The sequence below is a fragment of the Streptomyces sp. JK94 genome, assembly GCF_053613315.1.
In genome coordinates this window covers 102,672-124,561 of record NZ_JBSICH010000012.1, presented here as the reverse complement: position 1 = coordinate 124,561, position 21,890 = coordinate 102,672, and the positions used below count along the sequence as shown (strand labels likewise).

At 73.1% G+C, this 21,890-nt stretch carries 22 protein-coding genes and 3 pseudogenes; 12 read left to right on the top strand and 13 right to left on the bottom strand.

Annotated features, from left to right (window positions below):
• Positions 1-21: 21 nt before the first annotated feature.
• A complete protein-coding gene (locus tag ACVV2G_RS12565) occupies positions 22-1,248 on the bottom strand; it encodes an acyl-CoA dehydrogenase family protein (RefSeq protein WP_453842748.1) in 1,227 nt (408 codons plus the stop codon).
• Between the two features lie 169 nt (positions 1,249-1,417).
• On the opposite strand from ACVV2G_RS12565, the gene ACVV2G_RS12560 reads away from it, so the two are divergent.
• Positions 1,418-2,074, top strand: a complete 657-nt coding sequence (locus ACVV2G_RS12560; protein ID WP_453842747.1) for a TetR/AcrR family transcriptional regulator — start codon at positions 1,418-1,420, stop codon at positions 2,072-2,074.
• 121 nt (positions 2,075-2,195) lie between these two features.
• Here the strand turns inward: ACVV2G_RS12560 and def are convergent, their stop codons facing one another.
• The gene (def, locus tag ACVV2G_RS12555; protein WP_453842746.1) at positions 2,196-2,768 is read right to left on the bottom strand and encodes a peptide deformylase; all 573 of its coding nucleotides are present in this window, start codon (positions 2,766-2,768) and stop codon (positions 2,196-2,198) included.
• Positions 2,769-2,937: 169 nt separating this feature from the next.
• On the opposite strand from def, the gene ACVV2G_RS12550 reads away from it, so the two are divergent.
• From ACVV2G_RS12550 to ACVV2G_RS12530, 5 genes are all read left to right on the top strand, one after another.
• Positions 2,938-4,176, top strand: a complete 1,239-nt coding sequence (locus ACVV2G_RS12550; protein WP_453842745.1) for a Mur ligase family protein — start codon at positions 2,938-2,940, stop codon at positions 4,174-4,176.
• Between the two features lie 23 nt (positions 4,177-4,199).
• Positions 4,200-4,928 (top strand): type 1 glutamine amidotransferase, encoded by a 729-nt coding sequence (locus ACVV2G_RS12545; protein WP_453842744.1) that lies wholly within the window; start codon positions 4,200-4,202, stop codon positions 4,926-4,928.
• A gap of 322 nt (positions 4,929-5,250) precedes the next feature.
• Positions 5,251-6,276: a 6-phosphofructokinase gene (locus ACVV2G_RS12540; protein WP_453842743.1), complete on the top strand. Its 1,026-nt coding sequence runs from the start codon at positions 5,251-5,253 to the stop codon at positions 6,274-6,276.
• Positions 6,277-6,395: 119 nt separating this feature from the next.
• A complete protein-coding gene (locus tag ACVV2G_RS12535) occupies positions 6,396-7,346 on the top strand; it encodes a cytochrome c oxidase assembly protein (RefSeq protein WP_453842742.1) in 951 nt (316 codons plus the stop codon).
• A gap of 267 nt (positions 7,347-7,613) precedes the next feature.
• Positions 7,614-7,784 (top strand): membrane protein, encoded by a 171-nt coding sequence (locus tag ACVV2G_RS12530; protein ID WP_019327487.1) that lies wholly within the window; start codon positions 7,614-7,616, stop codon positions 7,782-7,784.
• 24 nt (positions 7,785-7,808) lie between these two features.
• Here ACVV2G_RS12530 and ACVV2G_RS12525 read toward each other — a convergent pair whose 3' ends face one another.
• The 4 genes from ACVV2G_RS12525 to ACVV2G_RS12510 are packed head-to-tail and all read right to left on the bottom strand — an operon-like array spanning position 7,809 to position 11,893.
• Positions 7,809-9,014 (bottom strand): sensor histidine kinase, encoded by a 1,206-nt coding sequence (locus ACVV2G_RS12525; protein WP_453842844.1) that lies wholly within the window; start codon positions 9,012-9,014, stop codon positions 7,809-7,811.
• Positions 9,015-9,022: 8 nt separating this feature from the next.
• Complete coding sequence (locus ACVV2G_RS12520) at positions 9,023-10,753, bottom strand: sodium/solute symporter (protein ID WP_453842741.1); 1,731 nt, start codon at positions 10,751-10,753, stop codon at positions 9,023-9,025.
• Between the two features lie 19 nt (positions 10,754-10,772).
• Positions 10,773-11,132 (bottom strand): hypothetical protein, encoded by a 360-nt coding sequence (locus tag ACVV2G_RS12515; RefSeq protein WP_453842843.1) that lies wholly within the window; start codon positions 11,130-11,132, stop codon positions 10,773-10,775.
• A gap of 2 nt (positions 11,133-11,134) precedes the next feature.
• On the bottom strand, positions 11,135-11,893 hold the full coding sequence (locus ACVV2G_RS12510) for a LytR/AlgR family response regulator transcription factor (RefSeq protein WP_453842740.1): 759 nt from the start codon (positions 11,891-11,893) through the stop codon (positions 11,135-11,137).
• 77 nt (positions 11,894-11,970) lie between these two features.
• Between ACVV2G_RS12510 and ACVV2G_RS12505 the strand changes: the two genes are divergently transcribed.
• The 3 genes from ACVV2G_RS12505 to rocD all read left to right on the top strand — a co-directional run bounded on the left by ACVV2G_RS12505 (position 11,971) and on the right by rocD (position 14,678).
• Positions 11,971-12,486, top strand: a complete 516-nt coding sequence (locus ACVV2G_RS12505; protein ID WP_453842739.1) for an Lrp/AsnC family transcriptional regulator — start codon at positions 11,971-11,973, stop codon at positions 12,484-12,486.
• Positions 12,487-12,612: 126 nt separating this feature from the next.
• A complete protein-coding gene (gene ddaH / locus ACVV2G_RS12500; RefSeq protein ID WP_453842738.1) occupies positions 12,613-13,461 on the top strand; it encodes a dimethylargininase in 849 nt (282 codons plus the stop codon).
• Positions 13,458-14,678, top strand: a complete 1,221-nt coding sequence (gene rocD, locus ACVV2G_RS12495) for an ornithine--oxo-acid transaminase (protein WP_453842737.1) — start codon at positions 13,458-13,460, stop codon at positions 14,676-14,678. The genes ddaH and rocD overlap by 4 nt, the downstream gene beginning before the upstream one ends.
• Before the next feature lie 130 nt (positions 14,679-14,808).
• On the opposite strand, the gene ACVV2G_RS12490 is transcribed toward rocD, so the two are convergent.
• Positions 14,809-15,264, bottom strand: a complete 456-nt coding sequence (locus tag ACVV2G_RS12490) for an RpiB/LacA/LacB family sugar-phosphate isomerase (RefSeq protein ID WP_453842736.1) — start codon at positions 15,262-15,264, stop codon at positions 14,809-14,811.
• A 140-nt stretch (positions 15,265-15,404) separates the two neighbouring features.
• Between ACVV2G_RS12490 and proP the strand changes: the two genes are divergently transcribed.
• Positions 15,405-16,919, top strand: a complete 1,515-nt coding sequence (proP, locus tag ACVV2G_RS12485) for a glycine betaine/L-proline transporter ProP (protein ID WP_453842735.1) — start codon at positions 15,405-15,407, stop codon at positions 16,917-16,919.
• Between the two features lie 80 nt (positions 16,920-16,999).
• Here proP and ACVV2G_RS12480 read toward each other — a convergent pair.
• The 5 genes and pseudogenes from ACVV2G_RS12480 to ACVV2G_RS12460 form a co-directional block, all read right to left on the bottom strand.
• Positions 17,000-17,179, bottom strand: a pseudogene (locus ACVV2G_RS12480) (alpha/beta hydrolase); the annotation flags it as partial.
• A gap of 44 nt (positions 17,180-17,223) precedes the next feature.
• Positions 17,224-17,966 (bottom strand): annotated as a pseudogene (locus ACVV2G_RS12475) (alpha/beta hydrolase); the annotation flags it as partial.
• A gap of 13 nt (positions 17,967-17,979) precedes the next feature.
• Positions 17,980-18,219 (bottom strand): GNAT family N-acetyltransferase, encoded by a 240-nt coding sequence (locus tag ACVV2G_RS12470; RefSeq protein WP_453842734.1) that lies wholly within the window; start codon positions 18,217-18,219, stop codon positions 17,980-17,982.
• A gap of 52 nt (positions 18,220-18,271) precedes the next feature.
• The gene (locus ACVV2G_RS12465) at positions 18,272-19,288 is read right to left on the bottom strand and encodes a pirin family protein (protein WP_453842733.1); all 1,017 of its coding nucleotides are present in this window, start codon (positions 19,286-19,288) and stop codon (positions 18,272-18,274) included.
• 16 nt (positions 19,289-19,304) lie between these two features.
• A complete protein-coding gene (locus ACVV2G_RS12460) occupies positions 19,305-19,607 on the bottom strand; it encodes a hypothetical protein (protein WP_453842732.1) in 303 nt (100 codons plus the stop codon).
• Positions 19,608-19,753: 146 nt separating this feature from the next.
• Here ACVV2G_RS12460 and ACVV2G_RS12455 point away from each other — a divergent pair, with 146 nt between their 5' ends.
• Positions 19,754-20,479, top strand: coding sequence for a lysophospholipid acyltransferase family protein (locus tag ACVV2G_RS12455; RefSeq protein WP_453842731.1), 726 nt, complete (start codon positions 19,754-19,756; stop codon positions 20,477-20,479).
• A 64-nt stretch (positions 20,480-20,543) separates the two neighbouring features.
• A complete protein-coding gene (locus tag ACVV2G_RS12450; RefSeq protein WP_453842730.1) occupies positions 20,544-21,578 on the top strand; it encodes an NAD-dependent epimerase/dehydratase family protein in 1,035 nt (344 codons plus the stop codon).
• A gap of 52 nt (positions 21,579-21,630) precedes the next feature.
• Here the strand turns inward: ACVV2G_RS12450 and ACVV2G_RS12445 are convergent.
• Positions 21,631-21,870: pseudogene (locus ACVV2G_RS12445) on the bottom strand (alpha/beta hydrolase); the annotation flags it as partial.
• Between the last annotated feature and the right edge of the window lie 20 nt (positions 21,871-21,890).

Below are 21,890 nucleotides of genomic sequence, written 5' to 3'. Positions count from 1 at the left end.
CCGCCCGCGGGGCCGGGGGTCCTAGCGGATCGGCATCCCCGACAGGGTCCGCGCGATCACCAGCCGCTGGATCTCGCTCGTACCCTCGAAGATGGTGTAGATCGCGGAGTCCCGGTGCATCCGCTCCACCGGGTACTCCCGGGTGTAGCCGTTGCCGCCCAGGATCTGGACCGCCTGGGCGGTCACCTTCTTGGCCGTCTCGCTCGCGAACAGCTTCGACATCGACCCCTCGGCCGCCGTGAACGGCTTGCCGCTGATCGCCATCCAGGAGGCGCGCCACACCAGCAGCCGCGCCGCGTCGATGGAGGTGCGCATGTCCGCGAGCTGGAAGGCGACGCCCTGGTTGTCGATGATCGGCCGCCCGAACTGCTCACGGGTCTGCGCGTACTCCAGCGCCACCTCGTACGCGGCCCGCGCCGTGCCCACCGCCATGGCGCCGACCGCCGGGCGGGAGGCCTCGAACGTGGCCATCGCGGCGTTCTTGACGCGCTCGCCGCCCTTCCTGGCCTTTTCGCGGGCGCGGGCCAGCCGCGCGTCCAGCTTCTCCTTGCCGCCGAGCAGGCAGGAGCCGGGGACGCGCACGTTGTCCAGGACGACCTCGGCGGTGTGCGAGGCGCGGATGCCGTGCTTCTTGAACTTCTGGCCCTGGGACAGTCCCGGGGTGCCGGGCGGGACGATGAAGGACGCGTGGCCCTTGGACCCCAGCTCGGCGTCGACGACCGCCACCACGACGTGGACGTTGGCGATGCCGCCGTTGGTCGCCCAGGTCTTGGTGCCGTCGAGCACCCACTCGTCCTTGGCCTCGTCGTAGACGGCACGCGTGCGCAGGGAGGCGACGTCGGAACCCGCGTCGGGCTCGGAGGAGCAGAACGCGGCGACCTTGACGTCGTTGGCGTCGCCGTACATCTGGGGGATCCAGGTGCCGATCTGCTCCTCGGTACCGTTGGCGAGGACGCCGACGGCGGCGAGGCCGGTGCCGACGATGGACAGGGCGATGCCCGCGTCACCCCAGAACAGCTCCTCCATCGCCATGGGGATGCCCAGGCCGGTGGGGTCGAAGTACTGCTGGGCGTAGAAGTCGAGGGAGTAGATGCCGACCTTGGCGGCCTCCTGGATGACCGGCCAGGGAGTCTCCTCACGCTCGTCCCATTCGGCGGCCGCGGGGCGGATGACGTCGGCGGCGAAGCCGTGCAGCCAGTCCCGGACCTCCTTCTGTCCGTCGTTGAGCTCCATGGTGAACTCGGCCATGTCCCCTCCAGTGACGCACGAGCATGTTACTTGCGGTAACACGAGTCTGTTACCGGCCGGTAGGAAAAGTCAACTCCCGTGGGCCCCTCGCCCTCCCGTTCGATGTCCGGCGCCCTGTGGGTGTTAGTTTGCGCAGGCGTCACCGAACCAGCACGGGTGGGGAGAGCACATGGACACCACGCAGCGGACCGATCAGCAGCGGTCCGCCGACCACAGACGGCGCGAGCTGCTGGAGGCCGCCGACCGGGTGGTGCTGCGCGACGGCCCCCAGGCCTCGATGAACGCCATCGCCGCCGAGGCCGGCATCACCAAGCCGATCCTCTACCGCCACTTCGGCGACAAGGGCGGACTCTACGCCGCCCTGGCGGCGCGGCACACGGACGCCCTCCTCGCCTCGCTGCGGGCCGCCCTGGACGCCCCGGCGGACCGCCGGGACCGCGTCGAGGCCACGCTGGACACCTATCTGGCGGCCATCGAGGCGCGCCCGCAGGTGTACCGCTTCCTGATGCATCCGGCGGAGGGCGGCACCGTACCGGGCGAGCAGGCCGAGCAGGGCTTCGATGTCGGCAAGCACTCGGCGCCGGTGCTGCGCCGGATGGGCGAGGAACTGGGCACGGTCATCGAGGAGCGCCTCGACATGGGTCCGGACAGCCGGCAGCTGTCCCGCGTGTGGGGACACGGCATCGTCGGCATGATGCACGCGGCCGGCGACTGGTGGCTGGGGGAACGGCCCTGCTCCCGCGCGGAGTTGGTGCGCAGCCTCGCCGACCTGCTGTGGGGGCGGCTGGCGGCGGCCGGGGACAAGGCGGGCGGGCCGGGCTTCTGAGGGCCGCGGGGAGCGCTCCGCGGTCCTCAGAAGCCCGGGAGCCGGCGGGCCCGGACGGTCCCGCGGCCCGCGACGCCCCCGGTGGGCCCGCGTCCGACGGCTCGGGACGGTCCGCGGCGGCTCAGGACGGTCCGGCGGCCCCCGGGGCGGTCCGGCGGCTGTTCCAGGGCGCCCGGGCGGCCCGCCGGAGCACCCTGCGCCTGCGCCACCCCCCGAGGCGGTCGACGTAGAGGCCGCCCTCCAGGTGATCGCACTCGTGCTGGAGGCACCGGGCGAAGAACCCCGTCCCGCGCACGGTGACCGGTTCCCCGGTCACCGTGAAGCCCGTCACGACCGCCTCGTCGTAACGCTCCGTCCCGGCCTCCAGCCCCGGCAGCGAAAGGCATCCCTCCGGCCCGCGCACCACCATTCCGCCGGTCTCGACGAGCCGGGGGTTCACCAGGTGGCCGAGGTGGCGCTCGTCCTCGTCGTCCGGGCAGTCGTACACGAAGACGCGGACCGGCTCGCCGATCTGGTTCGCGGCCAGGCCCACTCCGCGGGCGGCGTACATGGTCGCGAACAAGTCCTCCACGAGCGCCGCGAGTTCCGGGCCGTGGTCCGTCACCTCCTCGCAGGGCGCGCGCAGGACGGGATCGCCGAGGACGGTCAGGGGCCGGACGCGCCCGCGGGTGCCCGGGATGGAACCTTGTCGCATGGCGGCAAGAGTAAGGTCCGTGTGTCCCCCGGCGGCTCGCGCCCACCGCCGGAACCCGTGGCCGGTGCCGCGATTCGGGAGTGCGAACGGATCTCGATAGGCTGAGGTCCACACCACGTGGCCGGTCAGGCTTCAGGCGCGGCGCGTACGCAAGGAGGATCGAGAACTGATGGCAGGCAACTCGGACCCGCTCACGCCCCGGGCCAAGATCGCCGTGACCGCGGGCAAGGCGGTGGCGGCGGCATCTCGTGCCGCGGGGCGCGGCAGCGGTTCGGTGATCGGCGGCAAGGTCGCGCTGAGGCTCGATCCCGATCTCCTCGCCCGGCTCGCCCAGCACCTGGACGTGACCCTGGTCTCGGCGACCAACGGCAAGACGACCACCACCCGCCTCATCGCCGAGGCGCTCAAGGCGGCCGGGCCGGTCGTCTCCAACGCGCTCGGCGCCAACATGCCGGCCGGCATCACCTCGGCGCTCGCGGCCGGCGCGGAGGCCCGGTTCGGGGTCATCGAGGTCGACGAGAAGTACCTCGTCGGCGTCGCCCAGGCCACCGACCCCCAGTGCATCGCCCTGCTCAACCTCTCCCGCGACCAGCTCGACCGCGCCGCCGAGACCCGGATGCTCGCCGAGAACTGGCGCGAGGGCCTGGCCGGTTCCAAGGCCGTGGTCGTCGCCAACGCCGACGACCCGCTGGTGGTCTGGGCCGCGTCCTCCTCCCCCAACGTCATCTGGGTGGCCGCCGGGCAGATGTGGAAGGACGACGCCTGGTCCTGCCCGTCCTGCGGCGGTGTGATGCAGCGTCCGGGCGACGACTGGTTCTGCGGCGAGTGCGGCTTCCGGCGCCCCACGCCGAGCTGGGCCCTGTCCGGCGACCACGTCCTCGACCCGCACGGCTCCGCCTGGCCGATCCACCTGCAGCTCCCCGGCCGCGCCAACAAGGCCAACGCCGCCTCGTCCGCGGCCGTCGCCGCGGTCTTCGGGGTGCCGCCGCAGGTCGCGCTGGAGCGCATGTACCAGGTCCAGGCGGTCGCCGGGCGCTACGACGTCGTGCAGTTCCAGGGCCGTGACCTGCGACTGCTGCTCGCCAAGAACCCGGCGGGCTGGCTGGAGACCTTCTCCCTGATCGACCCGCCGCCGGCCCCGGTGATCCTGTCGGTGAACGCGCGCGGTGCCGACGGCACCGACACCTCCTGGCTGTGGGACGTGGACTACACCCGGCTGACCGGCCACCCGATCTGCGTGATCGGCGACCGGAAGCTGGACCTCGCGGTGCGCCTGGAGGTCGCGAACCAGCAGTTCCAGGTGTGCGAGAACCTCGACCAGGCGGTGCAGGCGTGTCCGCCCGGCCGGGTCGAGGTCATCGCGAACTACACCGCCTTCCAGGACCTGCGCCGCCGCGTCGGCAACTGACCGCGAGACTTCAGGGGACATTCGTGAGCGACAACCAACTGCGGATCGTCTGGATCTACCCGGACCTCCTCAGCACGTACGGCGACCAGGGCAACGCCCTCGTCGTGGAGCGCCGGGCCCGCCAGCGCGGCCTCGACGTGGCCCGGCTCGACGTGCGCAGCGACCAGCCGATCCCGACCTCCGGCGACATCTACCTGATCGGCGGCGGCGAGGACCGCCCGCAGCGGCTCGCGGCCGAGCGGCTGCGCCGCGACGGCGGCCTGCACCGGGCGGTGGCGAACGGGGCGATCGTCTTCTCGGTCTGCGCCGGCTACCAGATCCTGGGCCACGAGTTCATCAACGACCTGGGCCAGCGCGAGCCGGGTCTCGGTCTGCTCGACGTGGTCTCCACGCGCGGCGAGGGCGCGCGGTGCGTCGGCGACGTCCTCGGTGACATCGATCCGCGCCTGGGGCTGCCGCCGCTGACCGGCTTCGAGAACCACCAGGGCGTCACGCACCTCGGCCCCGGGGCCCGCCCCCTCGCACAGGTCCGTTTCGGCAACGGCAACGGCACCGGCGACGGCACGGAGGGCGCGTACAACGACACGGTCTTCGGCACGTACATGCACGGCCCGGTACTGGCGCGCAACCCGCTGATCGCGGACCTGCTGCTGAAGCTGGCCCTGGACGTGAACGCGCTGCCGCCGACCGACGACCACTGGTACGAGGCGCTCCGCAACGAGCGCATCGCGGCTGCGGAGCAGCCCGCGTAGGCACCGCTGCGGAGCAGCCCGCGTAGGCACCGCTGCGGAGCAGCCCGCGTAGGCACCGCAGCCCGGCGGCCCGTGATGGCACCGCCGCGCGGCGGTGCCGCTTGCGGGCTGCCGCGCGGCAGCCGCCTGAGGCCGGTCCGCCCGGGGGGTGTCGCACGAGCCGTCGAACGGCCCGTCTGACGACTCGTCCACACAGGTGAGCAGGCACGTCCAGCAGGCGGACGCGCGGTGCTGTTCCGGCCCCCGATGCCGCTAGGGTGGCGGGGATCCAGCCGGACAGCGCGGTCCGGACCCGTGCCACGTGGAGAAGGTATTTCGGGCTATGCGCATTGGTGTCCTCACGTCCGGCGGCGACTGCCCCGGCCTGAACGCCGTCATCCGGTCCGTCGTGCACCGCGCCGTCGTCGACCACGGCGACGAGGTCATCGGCTTCCGGGACGGCTGGAAGGGCCTCCTGGAGTGCGACTACCTCAAGCTCGACCTGGACGCGGTGGGCGGCATCCTGGCCCGCGGCGGCACCATCCTCGGATCCTCCCGGGTCCGCCCCGAGCACCTGCGGGACGGTGTGGAGCGCGCCCGGGGGCACGTCGGGGAACTCGGCCTGGACGCGATCATCCCGATCGGCGGCGAGGGCACGCTGAAGGCGGCCCGGCTGCTGTCCGACCACGGTCTGCCGATCGTGGGCGTGCCGAAGACCATCGACAACGACATAGCGGTCACGGACGTCACGTTCGGCTTCGACACGGCCGTCACCGTCGCCACCGAAGCCCTGGACCGGCTGAAGACCACCGCCGAGTCCCACCAGCGGGTGCTGATCGTCGAGGTCATGGGACGCCACACCGGCTGGATCGCACTGCACTCGGGCATGGCGGCGGGCGCCCACGCCGTCGTCGTCCCGGAGCGGCCCTTCGACATCGAGGAGCTGGCCGCCAAGGTCGGCGAGCGCTTCTCGGCGGGCAAGCGGTTCGCGATCGTGGTGGCCGCGGAGGGTGCCAAGCCGAAGGCCGGAAGCATGGACTTCGACGAGGGCGGCCGGGACGTCTACGGCCACGAGCGCTTCGCAGGGATCGCCCGCCAGCTCTCCGTCGAGCTGGAGGAGCGGCTCGGCAAGGAGGCCCGGCCGGTGATCCTCGGGCACGTCCAGCGGGGCGGTACGCCGACGGCCTACGACCGGGTGCTGGCCACGCGGTTCGGCTGGCACGCGGTGGAGGCGGTGCACCGGGGCGAGTTCGGGAGGATGACGGCCCTGCGGGGGACGGACATCACCATGGTGCCGCTCGCCGACGCGGTCGAGTCGTTGAAGACGGTGCCGGACGCGCGGTACGCGGAGGCGGAGTGCGTCCTGTGAGACCGCGGTAGTACGCCGGCACCGCCCCCGGTCGCGTCAGCGGCCGGGGGCGGTTCTAGTCTTGCTCCGGACAGACGGCGCTCAACCGCGCGCAACCCCCACGAATCAGGAGCCGTCGGATGGATCACAGCGGGCACGGCATGACGATGGATCTGCCGCCGTTCACGCTGGGGCGAGGTCTCGGCTGGTCGGCGGACCCGTTCTTCCTCGTCGCCTGCCTCCTCGGGCTCGCGCTGTACGGCTGGGGCGTCCTCCGGCTGACCCGGCGCGGCGACAAGTGGCCGGTGGGGCGGACCGTCGCCTTCGTCACGGGTGTGCTGAGCGTCGGGCTGATGATGTGCACCAGGCTCAACGACTACGGCATGGTCATGTTCAGCGTGCACATGGTGCAGCACATGGTCATCAGCATGGTGTCGCCGATCCTGCTGCTGCTCGGTGCCCCGATCACGCTGGCCCTGCGCGCGCTGCCCACGGCCGGCCGCGGCCGCAAGGGGCTGCGCGAACTGCTGCTGATGCTGCTGCACAGCCGCTACGTGCGCATCGTCACGCACCCCGCGTTCACCATCCCGCTGTTCATCGCGAGCCTGTACGCGCTGTACTTCACGCCCCTCTTCGACTTCCTCATGGGCTCCCAGGCCGGGCACATCGCGATGATGGTGCACTTCCTCGCCGTCGGGCTGGTGTTCTTCTGGCCGATCATGGGTGTGGACCCGGGCCCGCACCGGCCGGGCTACCTGATGCGGATGCTGGAGCTGTTCGCGGGCATGCCGTTCCACGCGTTCTTCGGCATCGCGCTCATGATGGCGTCCTCGCCCATGGTCGAGACGTTCCGCAGCCCGCCCGCGTCGCTCGGCATCGACGCGCTCTCCGACCAGAACGCGGCCGGTGGCATCGCCTGGGCCTTCAGCGAGGTGCCCTCCGTGCTGGTGCTGCTCGCGCTGCTGTTCCAGTGGTACGCCTCGGAGGAACGGCAGGCCCGGCGCTCCGACCGTGCCGCCGACCGCAACGGCGACAGGGAACTCGAGGCGTACAACGCCTACCTGGCCTCGCTGAACACACGCAGCGGCTGAACGGCGCCCCCGCCGCACCGGCGGGGGCGGGGCGGGGCTTCCCCGGCGTGCGCCCGGGTTCACCCGTTCGGCCTCCCCCGCCAGGCTCGCCGGCCCGCCCGCGGCGAGTGCGCGGCAGGGGCCTGCCCACTCGGCCCCTCCCCCGCGCGGCCGGGTCCGGTACGGCCGCGGCGGCCGGGGAATCCGGCCCGTATCCCGCCGTCCGCACCGTACGGAGGCGGAACGGGGGCACCATGGAGGGGAACGGACCACGAGGAGGGTGTTGCGATGCCCGGTTCCACGGACAGTTCGACGAAGACGATGGGAGCGCTCACCATCGGCGGCCTGGTCGCGGTGACGGCCTACACGGTGGCGCTCGGAAGCAACGGCTGGCTGTGGTTCGGCTGGGTCGTGCTGGGCCTGATCACCGTGGGGATGGTGGCCACGCGCAGCGCCTGAGCCCCGCGAGGGGCGCACGACGACTCACTCGCGGCCGAGCCGGCCCGCCGAGTGCACGCCCGGCTGGTACTTCGGCAGCCGGACCGTGATCTTCATGCCCGCGCCGACGGCCGTCTCGATGACGAGGCCGTGGTCGTCTCCGTAGACCTGGCGGAGCCGGTCGTCGACGTTGGACAGCCCGATGCCGCCCGACGGGCTGACCTCGCGTGCCAGGATGCGGCGCAGCAGGCCGGGGTCCATGCCTGCGCCGTCGTCCTCGATGACGACCAGCGCCTCGGCGCCGGCGTCCTGTGCCGTGATCTGGATGCGGCAGCGGTCGGCCTTGCCCTCCAGGCCGTGCTTGACGGCGTTCTCGACGAGCGGCTGGAGGCAGAGGAAGGGCAGGGCGACCGGCAGCACCTCCGGTGCGACCTGGAGGGTGACGGCGAGGCGGTCGCCGAAGCGGGCCCGCACCAGCGCCAGGTAGTGGTCGATGGCGTGCAGCTCGTCGGCGAGGGTGGTGAAGTCGCCGTGCCGGCGGAACGAGTAGCGGGTGAAGTCGGCGAACTCCAGGAGCAGCTCGCGGGCGCGCTCCGGGTCGGTGCGGACGAACGAGGCGATCACCGCCAGCGAGTTGAAGATGAAGTGCGGGGAGATCTGGGCCCGCAGCGCCTTGATCTCGGCCTCGATGAGCCGGGTGCGGGACTGGTCGAGGTCGGCCAGTTCCAGCTGGACGGAGACCCAGCGGGCCACCTCGCCGGCGGCCCGGACCAGGACGGCGGACTCGCGGGGCGCGCAGGCGACCAGGGCGCCGTGCACCCGGTCGTCGACGGTGAGCGGGGCGACCACCGCCCAGCGCACCGCGCAGTCGGGGGTGTCGCAGCTCAGCGGGAACGCCTCCCCGCGGCCCGTCTCCAGCGGCCCGGCGAGACGCTCCATGATCTCCGTGCGGTGGTGGGCGCCGGCTCCGTCCCAGACCAGGACCTCCTCGAGATCGGTCAGGCACAGCGCGTCCGTGCCGAGCAGGGAGCGCAGCTTGCGGGCCGACTTGCCGGCCGTCTCCTCGGTGAGGCCCGCCCGCAGCGGGGGCGTGGCCAGGGAGGCCGTGTGCAGGGTCTGGAAGGTGGCGTGCTCGACCGGGGTGCCGAGCCCGCCGAGGTGCTGCGGGCGGGCCGTGCGCCGGCCCAGCCAGAAACCGGCGGCCAGCAGGGGCAGCACGGCGACGGCGAGGCCCGCCAGGAAACCGCTCATGGAGCCGCTCACGGGGCCGCCTCCTTGCGCAGTTCGTCCGCCCGCAGCTCTTCCGGCAGGTGGAACCGGGCCAGGATCGCCGCCGTCCCGGCCGGCACCCGGCCCCGGGTGGCCAGGGAGACCAGCACCATGGTGAGGAAGCCCAGCGGCACCGACCAGAGCGCGGGCCAGGCCAGCAGCGCGTGCAGCGCTCCGCCGCCGCCCGGGAAACCGCCCATGGTGGCGGCGACCGCGAGCAGGGCGGAACCGCCGCCCACCAGCATCCCGGCCGCCGCCCCCGGTGGGGTCAGCCGCCGCCACCAGATGCCGAGGACGAGCAGCGGGCAGAAGGACGAGGCGGACACCGCGAAGGCGAGGCCCACGGCGTCGGCCACCGGCAGCCCGCCGACCAGCGCACTCGCCGCGAGCGGCACGGCCATCGCGAGGACGGTGCCGAGCCGGAAGTGCCGGACCGCGCGGGACGGCAGCACGTCCTGGGTGAGGACGCCCGCGACGGCCATGGTCAGCCCCGACGCGGTGGACAGGAACGCGGCGAAGGCGCCACCCGCGACCAGCGCGCCGAGCAGGTCGCCGCCCACTCCCCCGATCACCCGGTCGGGCAGCAGCAGGACGGCGGCGTCGGCGTCGCCGGTCAGGGTCAGTTCGGGGGCGTACAGGCGGCCGAGGGCGCCGTAGACGGGCGGCAGCAGGTAGAAGGCGCCGATCAGGCCGAGGACGGCGACGGTGGTGCGGCGGGCGGCGACACCGTGCGGGCTGGTGTAGAAGCGGACCACGACGTGCGGCAGGCCCATGGTGCCCAGGAAGGTGGCGAGGATCAGGCCGTACGTGGCGTACAGCGGGCGTTCCGTGCGGCTCTCGGCCCGGGAGGGTGACAGGGCGTCGTCGGCGCCGCGTCCGGCGGCCGGGACCGGGGTGCCCGCGGCGAAGGTGAGGCGGGCGCCGGCCTCGATGTGGTGGGTTCCGGCGGGCAGGGCGAGCCGGGTGCCGTCGTGGGCGCGGCCGTCCACGGTGCCGTCGACGGTGACGGTCAGCGGACGGTCGAGCTTGAGGGTGAGGCTGTCGTCGACCCGGACGGAGCGCTGCTCGCGGAAGGCGGCCGGTTCCTCGAAGGGGCGGCCGGGCGCTCCGTCGCCCTGCCAGGCCAGCACCAGGAAGAGGGCGGGGACGAGCAGGGCGGTGAGCTTCAGCCAGTACTGGAAGGCCTGGACGAAGGTGATGCTGCGCATGCCGCCGGCGGCGACGATGGCGGTGACGACGACGGCGACGATCACCCCGCCGAGCCAGTCGGGCGCGTCGCTCAGCACGGTCAGGGTCAGTCCGGCGCCCTGGAGCTGGGGAAGCAGGTAGAGCCAGCCGACGCCGACGACGAAGGCGCCCGCGAGGCGCCGTACCCCCTGGGAGGCGAGCCGGGCCTCGGCGAAGTCGGGCAGCGTGTAGGCGCCGGAGCGGCGCAGCGGGGCGGCGACGAAGAGCAGCAGGACCAGGTAGCCGGCGGTGTAGCCGACCGGGTACCAGAGCATGTCGGGGCCCTGCACCAGGACCAGGCCGGCGATGCCCAGGAAGGACGCGGCGGAGAGGTACTCGCCGCTGATGGCGGCGGCGTTGAGGCGGGGGCCGACCGTGCGGGAGGCGACGTAGAAGTCCGAGGTGGTGCGGGAGATGCGCAGGCCGAAGGCGCCGACGAGGACGGTGGCCACGACGACGAGGGCGACGGCGGATATGGCGTAGGTGGAGTTCACGGCGCCTCGTGGGACACGGTCACCGGTCCTCGACGAGGCGCACGAAGTCGCGTTCGTTGCGCTCGGCGCGGCGCACGTACCAGCGGGCGAGGAGGACGAGCGGGGCGTACAGGCCGAAGCCGAGGACGGCCCATTCCAGGCCGTGGGCGTCCGGCATCACCGCGAACAGCAGCGGCAGCGGCCCGACGAGGAGGCCGAGGACCGCGAAGGCGGCGAGGCCGGCGCGCAGCTGGCTGCGCATGAGGGAGCGGACGTAGGTGTGCCCGAGGGTGGTCTGCTCGTCGATCTCGGTGCGCGGGCGGTAGTACCCGAAGGCCCGGCCGGTGCGCCGGGGCGGGCCGGTGACGGTGACGCGGCGTTCGGTGGGGTCCTGGGGCACGGTCACGGCCTCCGCATGAGCAGGTCCCGCAGTTCGCGGGCGTGGCGCCGGCTGACCTGGAGTTCCTCGGCGCCGACCAGGACACTGACGCTGCCCGCGTCCAGGCGGAGTTCGCCGATGTGGCGCAGGGCGACGAGGTGGCGGCGGTGGATGCGGACGAAGCCGCGGGCGCGCCAGCGTTCCTCCAGGGTGGACAGGGGGATGCGGACGAGGTGGCTGCCCCGGTCGGTGTGCAGGCGGGCGTAGTCGCCCTGGGCCTCGACGTGGGTGATGTCGTCGACGGGGACGAAGCGGGTGACGCCGCCGAGTTCCACCGGGACGTGGTCCGGGTCCGGTTCGTGGACGGGGACGCGCGGGGCGGGGACGGGGGCGCCGCGCTGTTCGGCGGCGCGGCGGACCGCCTCGGCGAGCCGCTCCCGGCGGACGGGTTTGAGGACGTAGTCGACGGCCTCGAGGTCGAAGGCCTGGACCGCGAAGTCCTCGTGGGCGGTGACGAAGACGACCAGCGGCGGCCGGGCGAAGCCGGTCAGGAGCCGGGCGAGGTCCAGTCCGTCGAGGCCGGGCATCTGGATGTCGAGGAAGACGACGTCGATGGCGTCCGGCCCGTCGGGTCCCGACTCCAGGGCGCGGTTGATGCGGCGCAGCGCCTCGGTCGCGTCGCCCGCGCCCTCCGCCGTGCGGACGCGGGGATCGGTGTTCAGCAGGTACAGGAGTTCCTCGAGCGTGGGGCGTTCGTCGTCGACAGCCAGGGCGCGCAGCATGAAGGTGGAGTGTAGGAGCAATCCGTGCGCCTGCACACGTGCCCGGCGTCGGCGTATCCGCTGGATACAGTGCCCGCATGAACAGCAGGCCCACCCCGTTCGACGAACTCGACCGGAAGATCGTCACCGCCCTGATGGCGAACGCCAGGACGTCGTTCGCCGAGATCGGCGCGGAGGTCGGGCTGTCCTCCACGGCGGTCAAGCGCCGGGTGGACCGGTTGCGCGGGACGGGCGTGATCACCGGGTTCACGGCGACGGTGCGGCCCTCCGCCCTCGGCTGGCGCACCGAGGCGTACGTGGAGGTGTACTGCGAGGGGGCGGCGCCGCCGAGGCGGCTGGCGGAGGTCGCGCGGGGCTATCCGGAGATCACGGCGGCGATGACGGTGACCGGCGGGGCGGACGCGCTGCTGCACGTGCGGGCGCGGGACGTGGAGCACTTCGAGGAGGTGCTGGAGCGGATCCGGGCCGAGCCGTTCATCCGCAAGACGATCAGTGTGATGGTGCTGTCCCATCTGATTCCGGACAGTCCGGAGGCGGGTGCGAGCCAGCCGGCGCCCGCAGGGGTGGCCGAGGGCGCAGCAGACGTGCGCTGAGCGGGCCCAGGACGCAGCGTTCCTGCGCTGACACGCAGCTTTCGTCGCTTGTCGTTCTTCTGCTCCGCTTCCTACCGTGGTGTCATCCCTCAGTCACACCCCGTCAGGAAGCGGAGGAACCCCTTCGTGCCCGAATCCCGTGTGCGGCGCCGGCGGCGCTTCCTGGTCTGCGCACCCAGACACTTCGCCGTGCAGTACGCGATCAATCCATGGATGAGCACCGGCCGTCCCGTCGACGTCATCCGGGCCCTGGACCAGTGGCAGGCACTGGTCGACGCCTACCGCGCGCACGGCCACACCGTCGACACCGTCCAGCCGGTGTCCGGCCTGCCCGACATGGTCTTCGCCGCGAACTGCGCGGTCGTCGTCGGGGGCCGGGTCCTCGGCTCCCGCTTCCACGCGCCCGAGCGCCGCCCCGAGTCCGTGCCCTACGAGGCGTGGTTCAAGGCGGAGGGCTTCGAGGTCCACCAGCCCGAGTCGGTCTGCGAGGGCGAGGGCGACCTGGTGCCGGCCGGCCGCTGGATCCTGGCCGGCACGGGGTTTCGCACCACGCGTGAGGCGCACCGCGAGGCGCAGGAGTTCTTCGGTGTGCCGGTGATCTCGCTGACGCTGGTGGACCCGTACTTCTACCACCTGGACACGGCGCTGTTCGTGCTCGACGACGGAAGCGACGGTGCCGCCGGGACCGCCGGCAACATCGCCTACTACCCCGGGGCCTTCTCGCCCGGCAGCCGCGAGGTGCTGGAGCGGCTCTACCCCGGCGCGGTGATCGCCAGCCGGGAGGACGCCATGGCCTTCGGGCTCAATTCCGTCTCCGACGGACGACACGTGTTCCTCTCGCCCCGGGCCCGGGGACTCGCCGATCGGCTGGCCGGCCTCGGCTACGTCCCCGTCCCCGTCGACCTGTCCGAGTTCCACAAGGCCGGGGGCGGCATCAAGTGCTGCACCCAGGAGATCCGGGAGATCCGCTCATGACCGCACCCGCTCGCGCCCGCGGCTCCGAGGAGCTCATCCGCGCCGAGGAGCCCGTCCTCGCGCACAACTACCACCCGCTGCCCGTCGTCGTGGCCCGTGCGGAGGGCGCCTGGGTCGAGGACGTGGAGGGCCGCCGCTACCTGGACATGCTGGCGGGGTACTCGGCGCTCAACTTCGGCCACCGCCATCCGGCGCTGACCGAGGCCGCCCACCGCCAGCTGGACCGGCTCACGCTCACCTCGCGGGCCTTCCACAACGACCGGCTCGCGTCCTTCGCCGAGCGGCTGGCCGCCCTGACCGGCACGGACATGGTGCTGCCGATGAACACCGGCGCCGAGGCGGTGGAGAGCGGCATCAAGGTGGCCCGCAAGTGGGCCTACGACGTGAAGGGCGTCCCGCGGGACGCGGCGACGATCGTGGTCGCGGCGGACAACTTCCACGGCCGTACGACGACGATCGTGGGCTTCTCCACGGACGAGACGGCGCGCTCCGGCTTCGGCCCCTTCGCCCCCGGTTTCCGGATCGTCCCGTACAACGACCTGGCCGCTCTTCGGGCGGCGGTCGACGAGACGACGGCGGCCGTGCTGATCGAGCCGATCCAGGGCGAGGCGGGGGTGAACATCCCGGACGACGGCTATCTGACCGGCGTGCGGGAGCTGACCCGCCGGGCCGGGTGCCTGTTCATCGCGGACGAGATCCAGTCGGGCCTCGGCCGGACGGGGCGTACGCTCGCCGTGGAGCACGAGTCGGTCGTGCCGGACCTGGTGCTGCTCGGCAAGGCGCTGGGCGGCGGGATCGTCCCGGTGTCGGCGGTGGTCGGCCGCCGGGAGGTGCTCGGTGTGCTGCACCCGGGCGAGCACGGCTCGACCTTCGGCGGCAATCCGCTGGCCGCCGCGGTCGGCACGGCGGTGGTGGAGCTGCTGGAGACGGGCGAGTTCCAGCGCCGGGCGACCGAGCTGGGCGCGGTGCTGCGCGAGGGCCTCGCCGCCCTGGTCGGCAAGGGCGTGGTCGGTTTCCGCGCGCGCGGGCTGTGGGCGGGCGTCGACGTCGACCCGGCGCTCGGCACGGGCCGTGAGGTCAGCGAACGCCTGATGCGCGAGGGCATCCTCGTCAAGGACACCCATGACTCCACGATCCGTCTGGCGCCGCCGCTGACCGTCACCGGCGCGGAGCTGGAGGGGGCGCTGGGGACGCTGGAGAAGGTCCTGACGTCCTGATGCCTGACGTCCTGGTGCCCTGACATCCCGGGGGCCTCGGGGCCTCGGGACCTCCGGGCCTCCGGGCCTCCGGGCCTCGGGACCTCCGGGCCTCCGGGCCTCCGGGCCTCCGGGCCTCGGGGAAGACCGTCTACGGAGCGGCTCGGCCCAGGTCGAGCCGCTCCACGTGTGCCACGTTGTCCCGGTCCTCGGCGTCCTCGCCGGGCCCGGCCGCGAACCAGGCGTCGAGGATCTCCCGCAGCAGCGGTGCCGAGGTCAGCCGCAGTCCGAGGGCGAGTACGTTGGCGTCGTTCCAGCGGCGGGCCCCTTCCGCCGTGTACGCGTCGGTGCACAGGGCCGCCCGTACGCCCGGCACCTTGTTCGCGGCGATCGACGCGCCCGTGCCGGTCCAGCAGCACACCACCGCCTGGTCGGCCGTGCCGGAGGCGACCTCGCGGGCCGCCCGCTCCGAGCACACCGCCCACCGGGGGTCCGCCCCGGGCCGCAGCGCGCCGTGCGGCAGCACCTCGTGACCGCGTCCGCGCAGTTCCTCGACGAGGAGGCGGGCCACGGGTTCGTCCATGTCGGAGGAGACGGAGATCCGCATGCGGAAAGCCTACTCACCCTCCCGCTCACCTCATCGGCCCAACCACATGACCGAAGTCACGACCATACCCAGCATGATCGGGGGAACGGGACGACCTGAGAAACGTACGACCGAGCAGCACTCCCCCGGAGCGTCTGCGCGTGGAAAGGGAGGCCGCCACGTCCCCCACCGAGAACGGCCAAGAACCCGACGCCGCCGCGGTCCGCCGCCACCCGGCCAAGTTCCGGGCCATCCGGCGTCGGCAGAACCCCCGGCTGCGCCGGTCCGACATCACCGTCACGGACGAGGCGGCGGTCAGGCGAGCCGTGAAGGCCGCCTCCCTGGGCAATGCCATGGAGTGGTTCGACTTCGGCATCTACGCCTATCTGGCCGGCACCATCGGCCGGGTGTTCTTCCCGTCGGGGAGCGACACCGTGCAGCTGCTCTCCTCGTTCGCCACGTTCGCCGTGGCGTTCCTGGTGCGGCCGCTCGGCGGCATGGTCTTCGGCCCGATGGGCGACAAGATCGGCCGCAAGAAGGTGCTCGCGCTGACGATGATCCTGATGGCGATCGGCACCGCCGCCATCGGGCTCATCCCCGGCTACGACTCCATCGGTTTCTGGGCGCCCGTCCTGCTGATCCTGTTCCGTCTGCTCCAGGGCTTCTCGACCGGCGGCGAGTACGGCGGCGCCTCCACCTTCATCGCCGAGTACGCGCCCGACAAGCGGCGCGGTTTCTTCGGCAGCTTCCTGGAACTGGGCACGCTGGCCGGGTACACCGCCGCCGCGAGCATCGTCACCGCCCTCACGGCCTGGCTCGGCAGCGACACCATGGACGCCTGGGCCTGGCGCGTCCCGTTCCTCCTCGCGGCGCCGCTCGGCATCGTCGGCATCTACCTGCGTCTGAAGCTGGACGACACCCCGGCCTTCCTGCAGCTGCAGGACGCCAACGTCCACATCTCGGAAGCGGCGAACGCGGTGGAGACCACGGCCCGGGGCGACCTCGCCAGGATCTTCCGCACCCACTGGCGCTCGCTGGTGCTGTGCATCGCGCTCGTCGGCGCGTACAACATCACCGACTACATGCTGCTGTCGTACATGCCGACCTACTTGTCGGACGAGCTGGAGTACAGCGAGAGCCACGGTCTGATGATCCTGGTGGCCACCATGATCGTGCTGATGCTGATCATCAACCAGGTCGGCCGGCTGTCCGACCACTTCGGCCGCAAGCCCGTGCTCATGACCGGCATGGTCAGCTTCTTCGTGCTGTCCGCCCCGGCGTTCCTGCTGGTGCGGCAGGGCGGTCTGCTCGCCATCTCGGCGGGCATGCTGATGCTCGGGCTGTCCCTGGTGTGTCTGCTCGGCACGATGTCGGCGGCGCTGCCGGCGATGTTCCCCACCGACGTCCGCTACGGCTCGCTGTCGGTGGGCTACAACCTGTCGGCGTCCCTGTTCGGCGGCACCACGCCGCTGGTCATCACCGCCCTGATCAGCGTGACCGGCTCCGACATGATGCCGGCCTACTACGCGATGGCCGCGGCCCTGGTCGGTGTGGTGGCGGTGGCCTGCATGAAGGAGACGGCCCAGCAGCCGCTGGCGGGCTCCCCGCCCTCGGTGCAGAGCGACGAGGAGGCGGCGGAGATGGTCGAGGCGCAGGCTCCGACGCCGAAGTTCTGACGGTCCGGCGGGCCGCGGGAGGAAGGGCTGTGCGAGGTCCCCGGGGGGGCATCGCACAGCCCTTCCTCCCGTGGGCTCGTTCAGCGGGTGGCGCGCACCGCCTCGCGGATCGGGGCGACGGCCCTCCCGGGGCGGGAGACGGCGACCGCGTGGGACGCGCCCTCGACCTCGACGGCCGTCGCGCCGGCCCGCTCGGCACCGAAGCGCTCGGCCTCCGGGGCGGTCACCCGGTCCGCGGCGGCCACGAGCGCCCAGGAGGGGGTGGCGGTGCTCGTGCGGCGTCGTCCCCCGGCGTGCGGACGGCGTGCAGGGCGGCCCGCAGGGTGCAGGCGGCCCTGGTGATCGCGGCCTCGGCGCCGTGGGTCCCGCGCAGGGCGTTCAGCATGACGAAGTCGTGGATGACGCCCTGGAACCGCACGGCGGTCACGGGGCCCCCGCCTGACGCAGCTTGCCCGCGTACGCCTCGCCCTCGTCGCGCAGCACGTCCGCCTCGGCGGTGACGACCAGCGCCGGGGGCAGTCCGGTCAGCTGCTAGGTGGTGGCGCGCAGCGGGGTGGCGGTGATCTCGGCCCGTTCGGCGGGATCGGTCGTGTGCTGGGCCCAGAACCACCGCATGCCGTCGCGGCGCAGGAAGTAGCCCTCGGCGAACCGGCGGTGGGAGGCGGTGTCGAAGCCGGCGTCGGTGACCGGGTGGAACAGCACCTGCTGCAGCAGCGGGAGGCCGCCGCGTTCCTTGGCCATCAGGGTCGGCGCGGCGGCCGTGTCGCCGCCGACGGAGTCGCCGGCCACGGCCGGCCGCGAGCCGTCCAGGGCCTGGGCCGCGCCCACCTCCACGATCCAGCGGGCGACCGCGTGATCCTGCTCGATCGCCACCGGGTACCGCGCCTCGGGCGAGAGGTCGTACCCGGGGAAGACGACGGCGGCCCGTGCACCCACCGCGAGTTCGCGCACCAGGCGGTCGTGCGTGTGGGCGTTGCCGAGGACCCAGCCGGCGCCGTGGACCTAGACGACCACCGGCAGAGCCCCGGTTCGGCGTCCAGCCGGCCGATGGCGTCGGGGGTCATGGGGCCGGCGATGTCTGCGAAGTCGTCGTGCGGGTCAGGAACTTGGCGACGTAGGGGCAGACGGGCACGACGCGTTTCCCCAGGGCGCGCACGTCGGTGAGGGCCTGCCGGATCAACTGCCCGGCCAGGCCTTGTCCGGCGTGGGCGACGTCGATCTCCGTGGGGAAGAAGACGCGCTGCTCTCCGCGGTCGCGGTAGGCCGTCAGGCCGGCCTGACGGCCATCGACCAGGATCACGTAGCGGTGGCGGTCGTCGATCCGCTCGACGGTGGGCCCGGGGGCCGGTCGTTCACGGGGCTCCTTCCGCGGAGCCCGGCCGGCGGCGCGGCGGGTTGCCGCGCGGCCTCAGGGCGGTGCGGGGCAGGGCGGGGGCGGGCAGCCGGTCGCCCGGATGTCCGCCGACTTCTCCGAAGCGGTCGGAGGCGTTCTGCCAGTCGGCGCGCGCCCGGACGATGTCCTCGTGGCTGCGGCCGACGAAGTTCCACCACATCACGATCTCCTCGTCGAAGGGGGTGCCTCCGATCAGGACCGCGCGGGCGGGGCCGTCCGACTCGTTGACGAGGGTCAGGGTGGCGCTGCCGGCGTCGAGGCAGCCGAGATCGGCCGCGTGCAGCAGGGTGTCCGCCATGCGGACCTCGCCGCGGTCGACCAGGAGGCCGTGTTCGAAGGCCGGGTCGACGTCGAGCGTGACCGCGGCCCGGGGCGCGAGTGCGATCTCCGCGCCGAGGAGGGGCGAGAACGTCGCCACCGGTGAGGTGGACCCGGCCAGGGAGCCCAGGAAGACCCTCAGCTCCGCGCCGTCCACGGTGACGGGATCCGGCACGTGGTGCTGGAAGTCGCGGGCGGCGTCGCGGTGTTCCCGCGGCAGCGCGACCCACAGCTGCACGCCGTGCAGGACGGTGGTCCGCGCGGTGGAGACCTCGGTGTGGCTGATGCCGTGGCCGCCGGTCATGAGGTTCAGCTCGCCGGGGCGGACGAGGGCGTGGCTGCCGAGGCTGTCGCGGTGCTCGATCTCCCCGCCGAACAGCCAGCTCACCGTCTGCAGCCCGGTGTGCGGATGCGGGGCGACGTCCATGCCGCCGGTGTCCGCCACGTCGTCGGGACCGTAGTGGTCGGCGAAGCACCAGGCCCCGATCAGCGTCCGGGCACGCTGGGGCAGGGTGCGGCGCACGGTCATGGCGCGCGGGCCGCCCAGGGGTACGTCGCGCGGCGCGAGGACCTGGACCCGCGGGGCGGCGCCCGGCGGGCCGGCGTCGGCGTCGGGTCCGCGCCGCACCGCTGCGGGGTCTGTCTCGACGTTGCTCATCGGCGGCCTCCAGCACCTACCACGATAGTTTCAACTTCAACAACATGTCGCGATCATAGACGCCCGCGACCTCACGAAGGAGCCTCGGGGCGAACCCTCCCACCCGGGAATCCGCCGCCCGGCCGGCCCGGGCGGCGGACGCCCCCTGCTGGAGGGGACGCACCTCGACTACCGCGCCTGGACGGTCCCGCTGTGCGAAGGCCGCCCCCGAGACGGCCTCACCCTGCCCGCCCGGGCCCTGACCGCCGCCGAACGCGCCGTCGAACGCGCCGCTGATCCGGCCCAGCAGGCCCGGGCCCACCAGTATCAGGGTCTCCACGGCCACTCCCCCCGCGAGTGGCGCGGCCTGTGGGCGGCCGACGCACCGGACGCCGGTCGGGGGGCTCGTCCGACGCCCGCGATATCCGTAGGCTGACCTGGGAAGACGCTGCCGGGAGACCGACCGGGCGGAATGAAGGGCGAGTCGTGTTCTACTACGTGCTCAAATACGTACTGCTGGGGCCCCTGCTGAGGCTCCTCTTCCGGCCCCGCATCGAGGGCCTGGACCATGTCCCGGCGTCGGGAGCGGCCATCGTCGCCGGCAACCACCTCTCCTTCGCGGACCACTTCCTGATGCCGGCGGTGCTCAGGCGCCGCATCACCTTCCTCGCCAAGGCGGAGTACTTCACCGGCCCGGGCCTCAAGGGCCGGCTGACCGCGTTCTTCTTCCGCAGCGCCGGGCAGATCCCCGTCGACCGCACCGGCAAGGAGGCGGGGCAGGCGGCGATCCGCGAAGGGCTCGGTGTCCTGGGCGGTGACGAGCTGCTCGGCATCTACCCGGAGGGCACGCGCTCGCACGACGGGCGCCTGTACAAGGGCAAGGTCGGTGTCGCGGTCATGGCGCTCCGGGCCGGTGTGCCGGTCGTGCCCTGCGCGATGATCGGCACCTTCGAGGCGCAGCCGCCGGGCCGGAAGATCCCGAAGCTGCTCCCCGTGGTGATCCGCTTCGGCGAGCCCCTGGACTTCTCGCGCTACGCGGGCATGGAGGGCGAGAAGGCCGTGCTGCGCGCCGTCACCGACGAGATCATGTACGCGATCCTGTCACTTTCCGGACAGGAGTACGTCGACCGGTACGCGGCCGACGTCAAGGCCGAGGAGGCCCGCAAGGCGGCGAAGGGACCGAGGCTCCCCCGCCTGCCGCGCCGGGGGTGACCGGCTGTCTGCCGATGGCAGAAGGACGTGGCCGAGCGGCCGGAGGTGCCCCTACGGTCGCGGTATGACACGTGCTGTGGTGATCGGAGCGACGGGGCAGATCGGACGGGTGGCCGTGCGGGCGCTGGCCCGGGACGGCTGGGGCGTGACGGCCGTTTCGCGGGGCGGCGAGCGGGACGGGGGCTGGCCCGAGGACGTACGGGTGGTGCGGGCCGACCGGGAGGACGACGCGGCCCTGTCGGCGGCGGTCGGCGACGGTTGCGACGTCCTGGTGGACATGGTGGCCTTCGGGGAGGGGCACGCGCGGCAGCTGGTCTCGCTCGCCGGCCGGGTCGGGTCGGCGGTGGTGATCTCCAGCGTGTCGGTCTACGAGGACGACGAGGGCCGCGGCTTCGACACCCAGGCCGAGCCCGGCGGCTTCCCCGAGTACCCGGTGCCGGTCACCGAGGCGCAGCGCACCGTCCGGCCGGGCGGCACCTCGTACAGCACCCGCAAGGCGGCACTGGAGCGTGAACTGCTCGCGGCGGGCGACCGGCTGCCCGTCACGCTGCTGCGCGCGGGCGCGGTCCACGGGCCGTACTGCCGCACGCCGCGGGAGCTGTACTTCGTCAAGCGCAACCTCGACGGCAGGCGCCGGCGCGTCCTCGCGTACGGCGGGACGAGCCGCTTCCATCCGGCGAGCGTGCACACCGTCGCCGAGCTGATCCGGCTGGCCGCCCCCCGGCCGGGCACGCGCGTCCTGAACGCGGTCGACCCCGAGGCCCTGACGGTGGCGGAGATGGCGGCGGCGATCGACGCGGTGATGGGCGTGGAGGCCGAGGACGTGCTGATGGACGGTCCGCCGGCCCCCGACGGAGTGGGAGACACGCCGTGGTCGGTGCCCTCGCCGGTCGTGTGCGACATGACCGCGGCGCGGCGGCAGTTGGGATACCGCCCGGTCGTCCGCTACGCCGAGACCCTGCCGGAGACGGTCGCCTGGATCGAGGAGCGGCTGGCCGGCCGGGACTGGCGGGAGGCGTACCCGAAGATGGCCGCGGCGTACGGCGACCTCTTCGACTACGCGGCGGAGGACACCTGGCTGGCGGCGCGGCGGGCGTAGGGACGGCGGGGGCGGCCGGTCGGCCCGGCCGCCCTCCTCGTGCCCGCGCTCGTCACGACTGAGGCGTGACGTGCGGGGCGCAGGTCGCGTCCCCGCCGTCCACCTCGCCGGTGAGCAGGTAGCTGTCCACCCTTTCGTTCACGCACGGGTTGACCAGGCCGGTGACACCGTGCGAACCGGCGCCCCGCTCCGTGATCAGGCGCGATCCCTCGAACCGCCGGTGCAGTCCCACGGCGCCGGCGTACGGCGTGGCCGCGTCCCGCTCGGACTGCACGATCAGCACCGGGGGAAGCCTTGCCGCTCCGGTCGACG

Coding starts and splice junctions, on each gene's coding strand:
- ACVV2G_RS12490 (WP_453842736.1), bottom strand. CDS start 15,264: ATGCGGATCTCCGTCTCCTCCGACATGGACGAACCCGTGGCCCGCCTC.
- ACVV2G_RS12565 (WP_453842748.1), bottom strand. CDS start 1,248: ATGGCCGAGTTCACCATGGAGCTCAACGACGGACAGAAGGAGGTCCGG.
- ACVV2G_RS12450 (WP_453842730.1), top strand. CDS start 20,544: ATGACACGTGCTGTGGTGATCGGAGCGACGGGGCAGATCGGACGGGTG.
- ACVV2G_RS12560 (WP_453842747.1), top strand. CDS start 1,418: ATGGACACCACGCAGCGGACCGATCAGCAGCGGTCCGCCGACCACAGA.
- ACVV2G_RS12535 (WP_453842742.1), top strand. CDS start 6,396: ATGGATCACAGCGGGCACGGCATGACGATGGATCTGCCGCCGTTCACG.
- ACVV2G_RS12505 (WP_453842739.1), top strand. CDS start 11,971: ATGAACAGCAGGCCCACCCCGTTCGACGAACTCGACCGGAAGATCGTC.
- ACVV2G_RS12465 (WP_453842733.1), bottom strand. CDS start 19,288: ATGAGCAACGTCGAGACAGACCCCGCAGCGGTGCGGCGCGGACCCGAC.
- ACVV2G_RS12550 (WP_453842745.1), top strand. CDS start 2,938: ATGGCAGGCAACTCGGACCCGCTCACGCCCCGGGCCAAGATCGCCGTG.
- ACVV2G_RS12510 (WP_453842740.1), bottom strand. CDS start 11,893: ATGCTGCGCGCCCTGGCTGTCGACGACGAACGCCCCACGCTCGAGGAA.
- ACVV2G_RS12530 (WP_019327487.1), top strand. CDS start 7,614: ATGCCCGGTTCCACGGACAGTTCGACGAAGACGATGGGAGCGCTCACC.
- ACVV2G_RS12540 (WP_453842743.1), top strand. CDS start 5,251: ATGCGCATTGGTGTCCTCACGTCCGGCGGCGACTGCCCCGGCCTGAAC.
- ACVV2G_RS12525 (WP_453842844.1), bottom strand. CDS start 9,014: ATGAGCGGTTTCCTGGCGGGCCTCGCCGTCGCCGTGCTGCCCCTGCTG.
- rocD (WP_453842737.1), top strand. CDS start 13,458: ATGACCGCACCCGCTCGCGCCCGCGGCTCCGAGGAGCTCATCCGCGCC.
- def (WP_453842746.1), bottom strand. CDS start 2,768: ATGCGACAAGGTTCCATCCCGGGCACCCGCGGGCGCGTCCGGCCCCTG.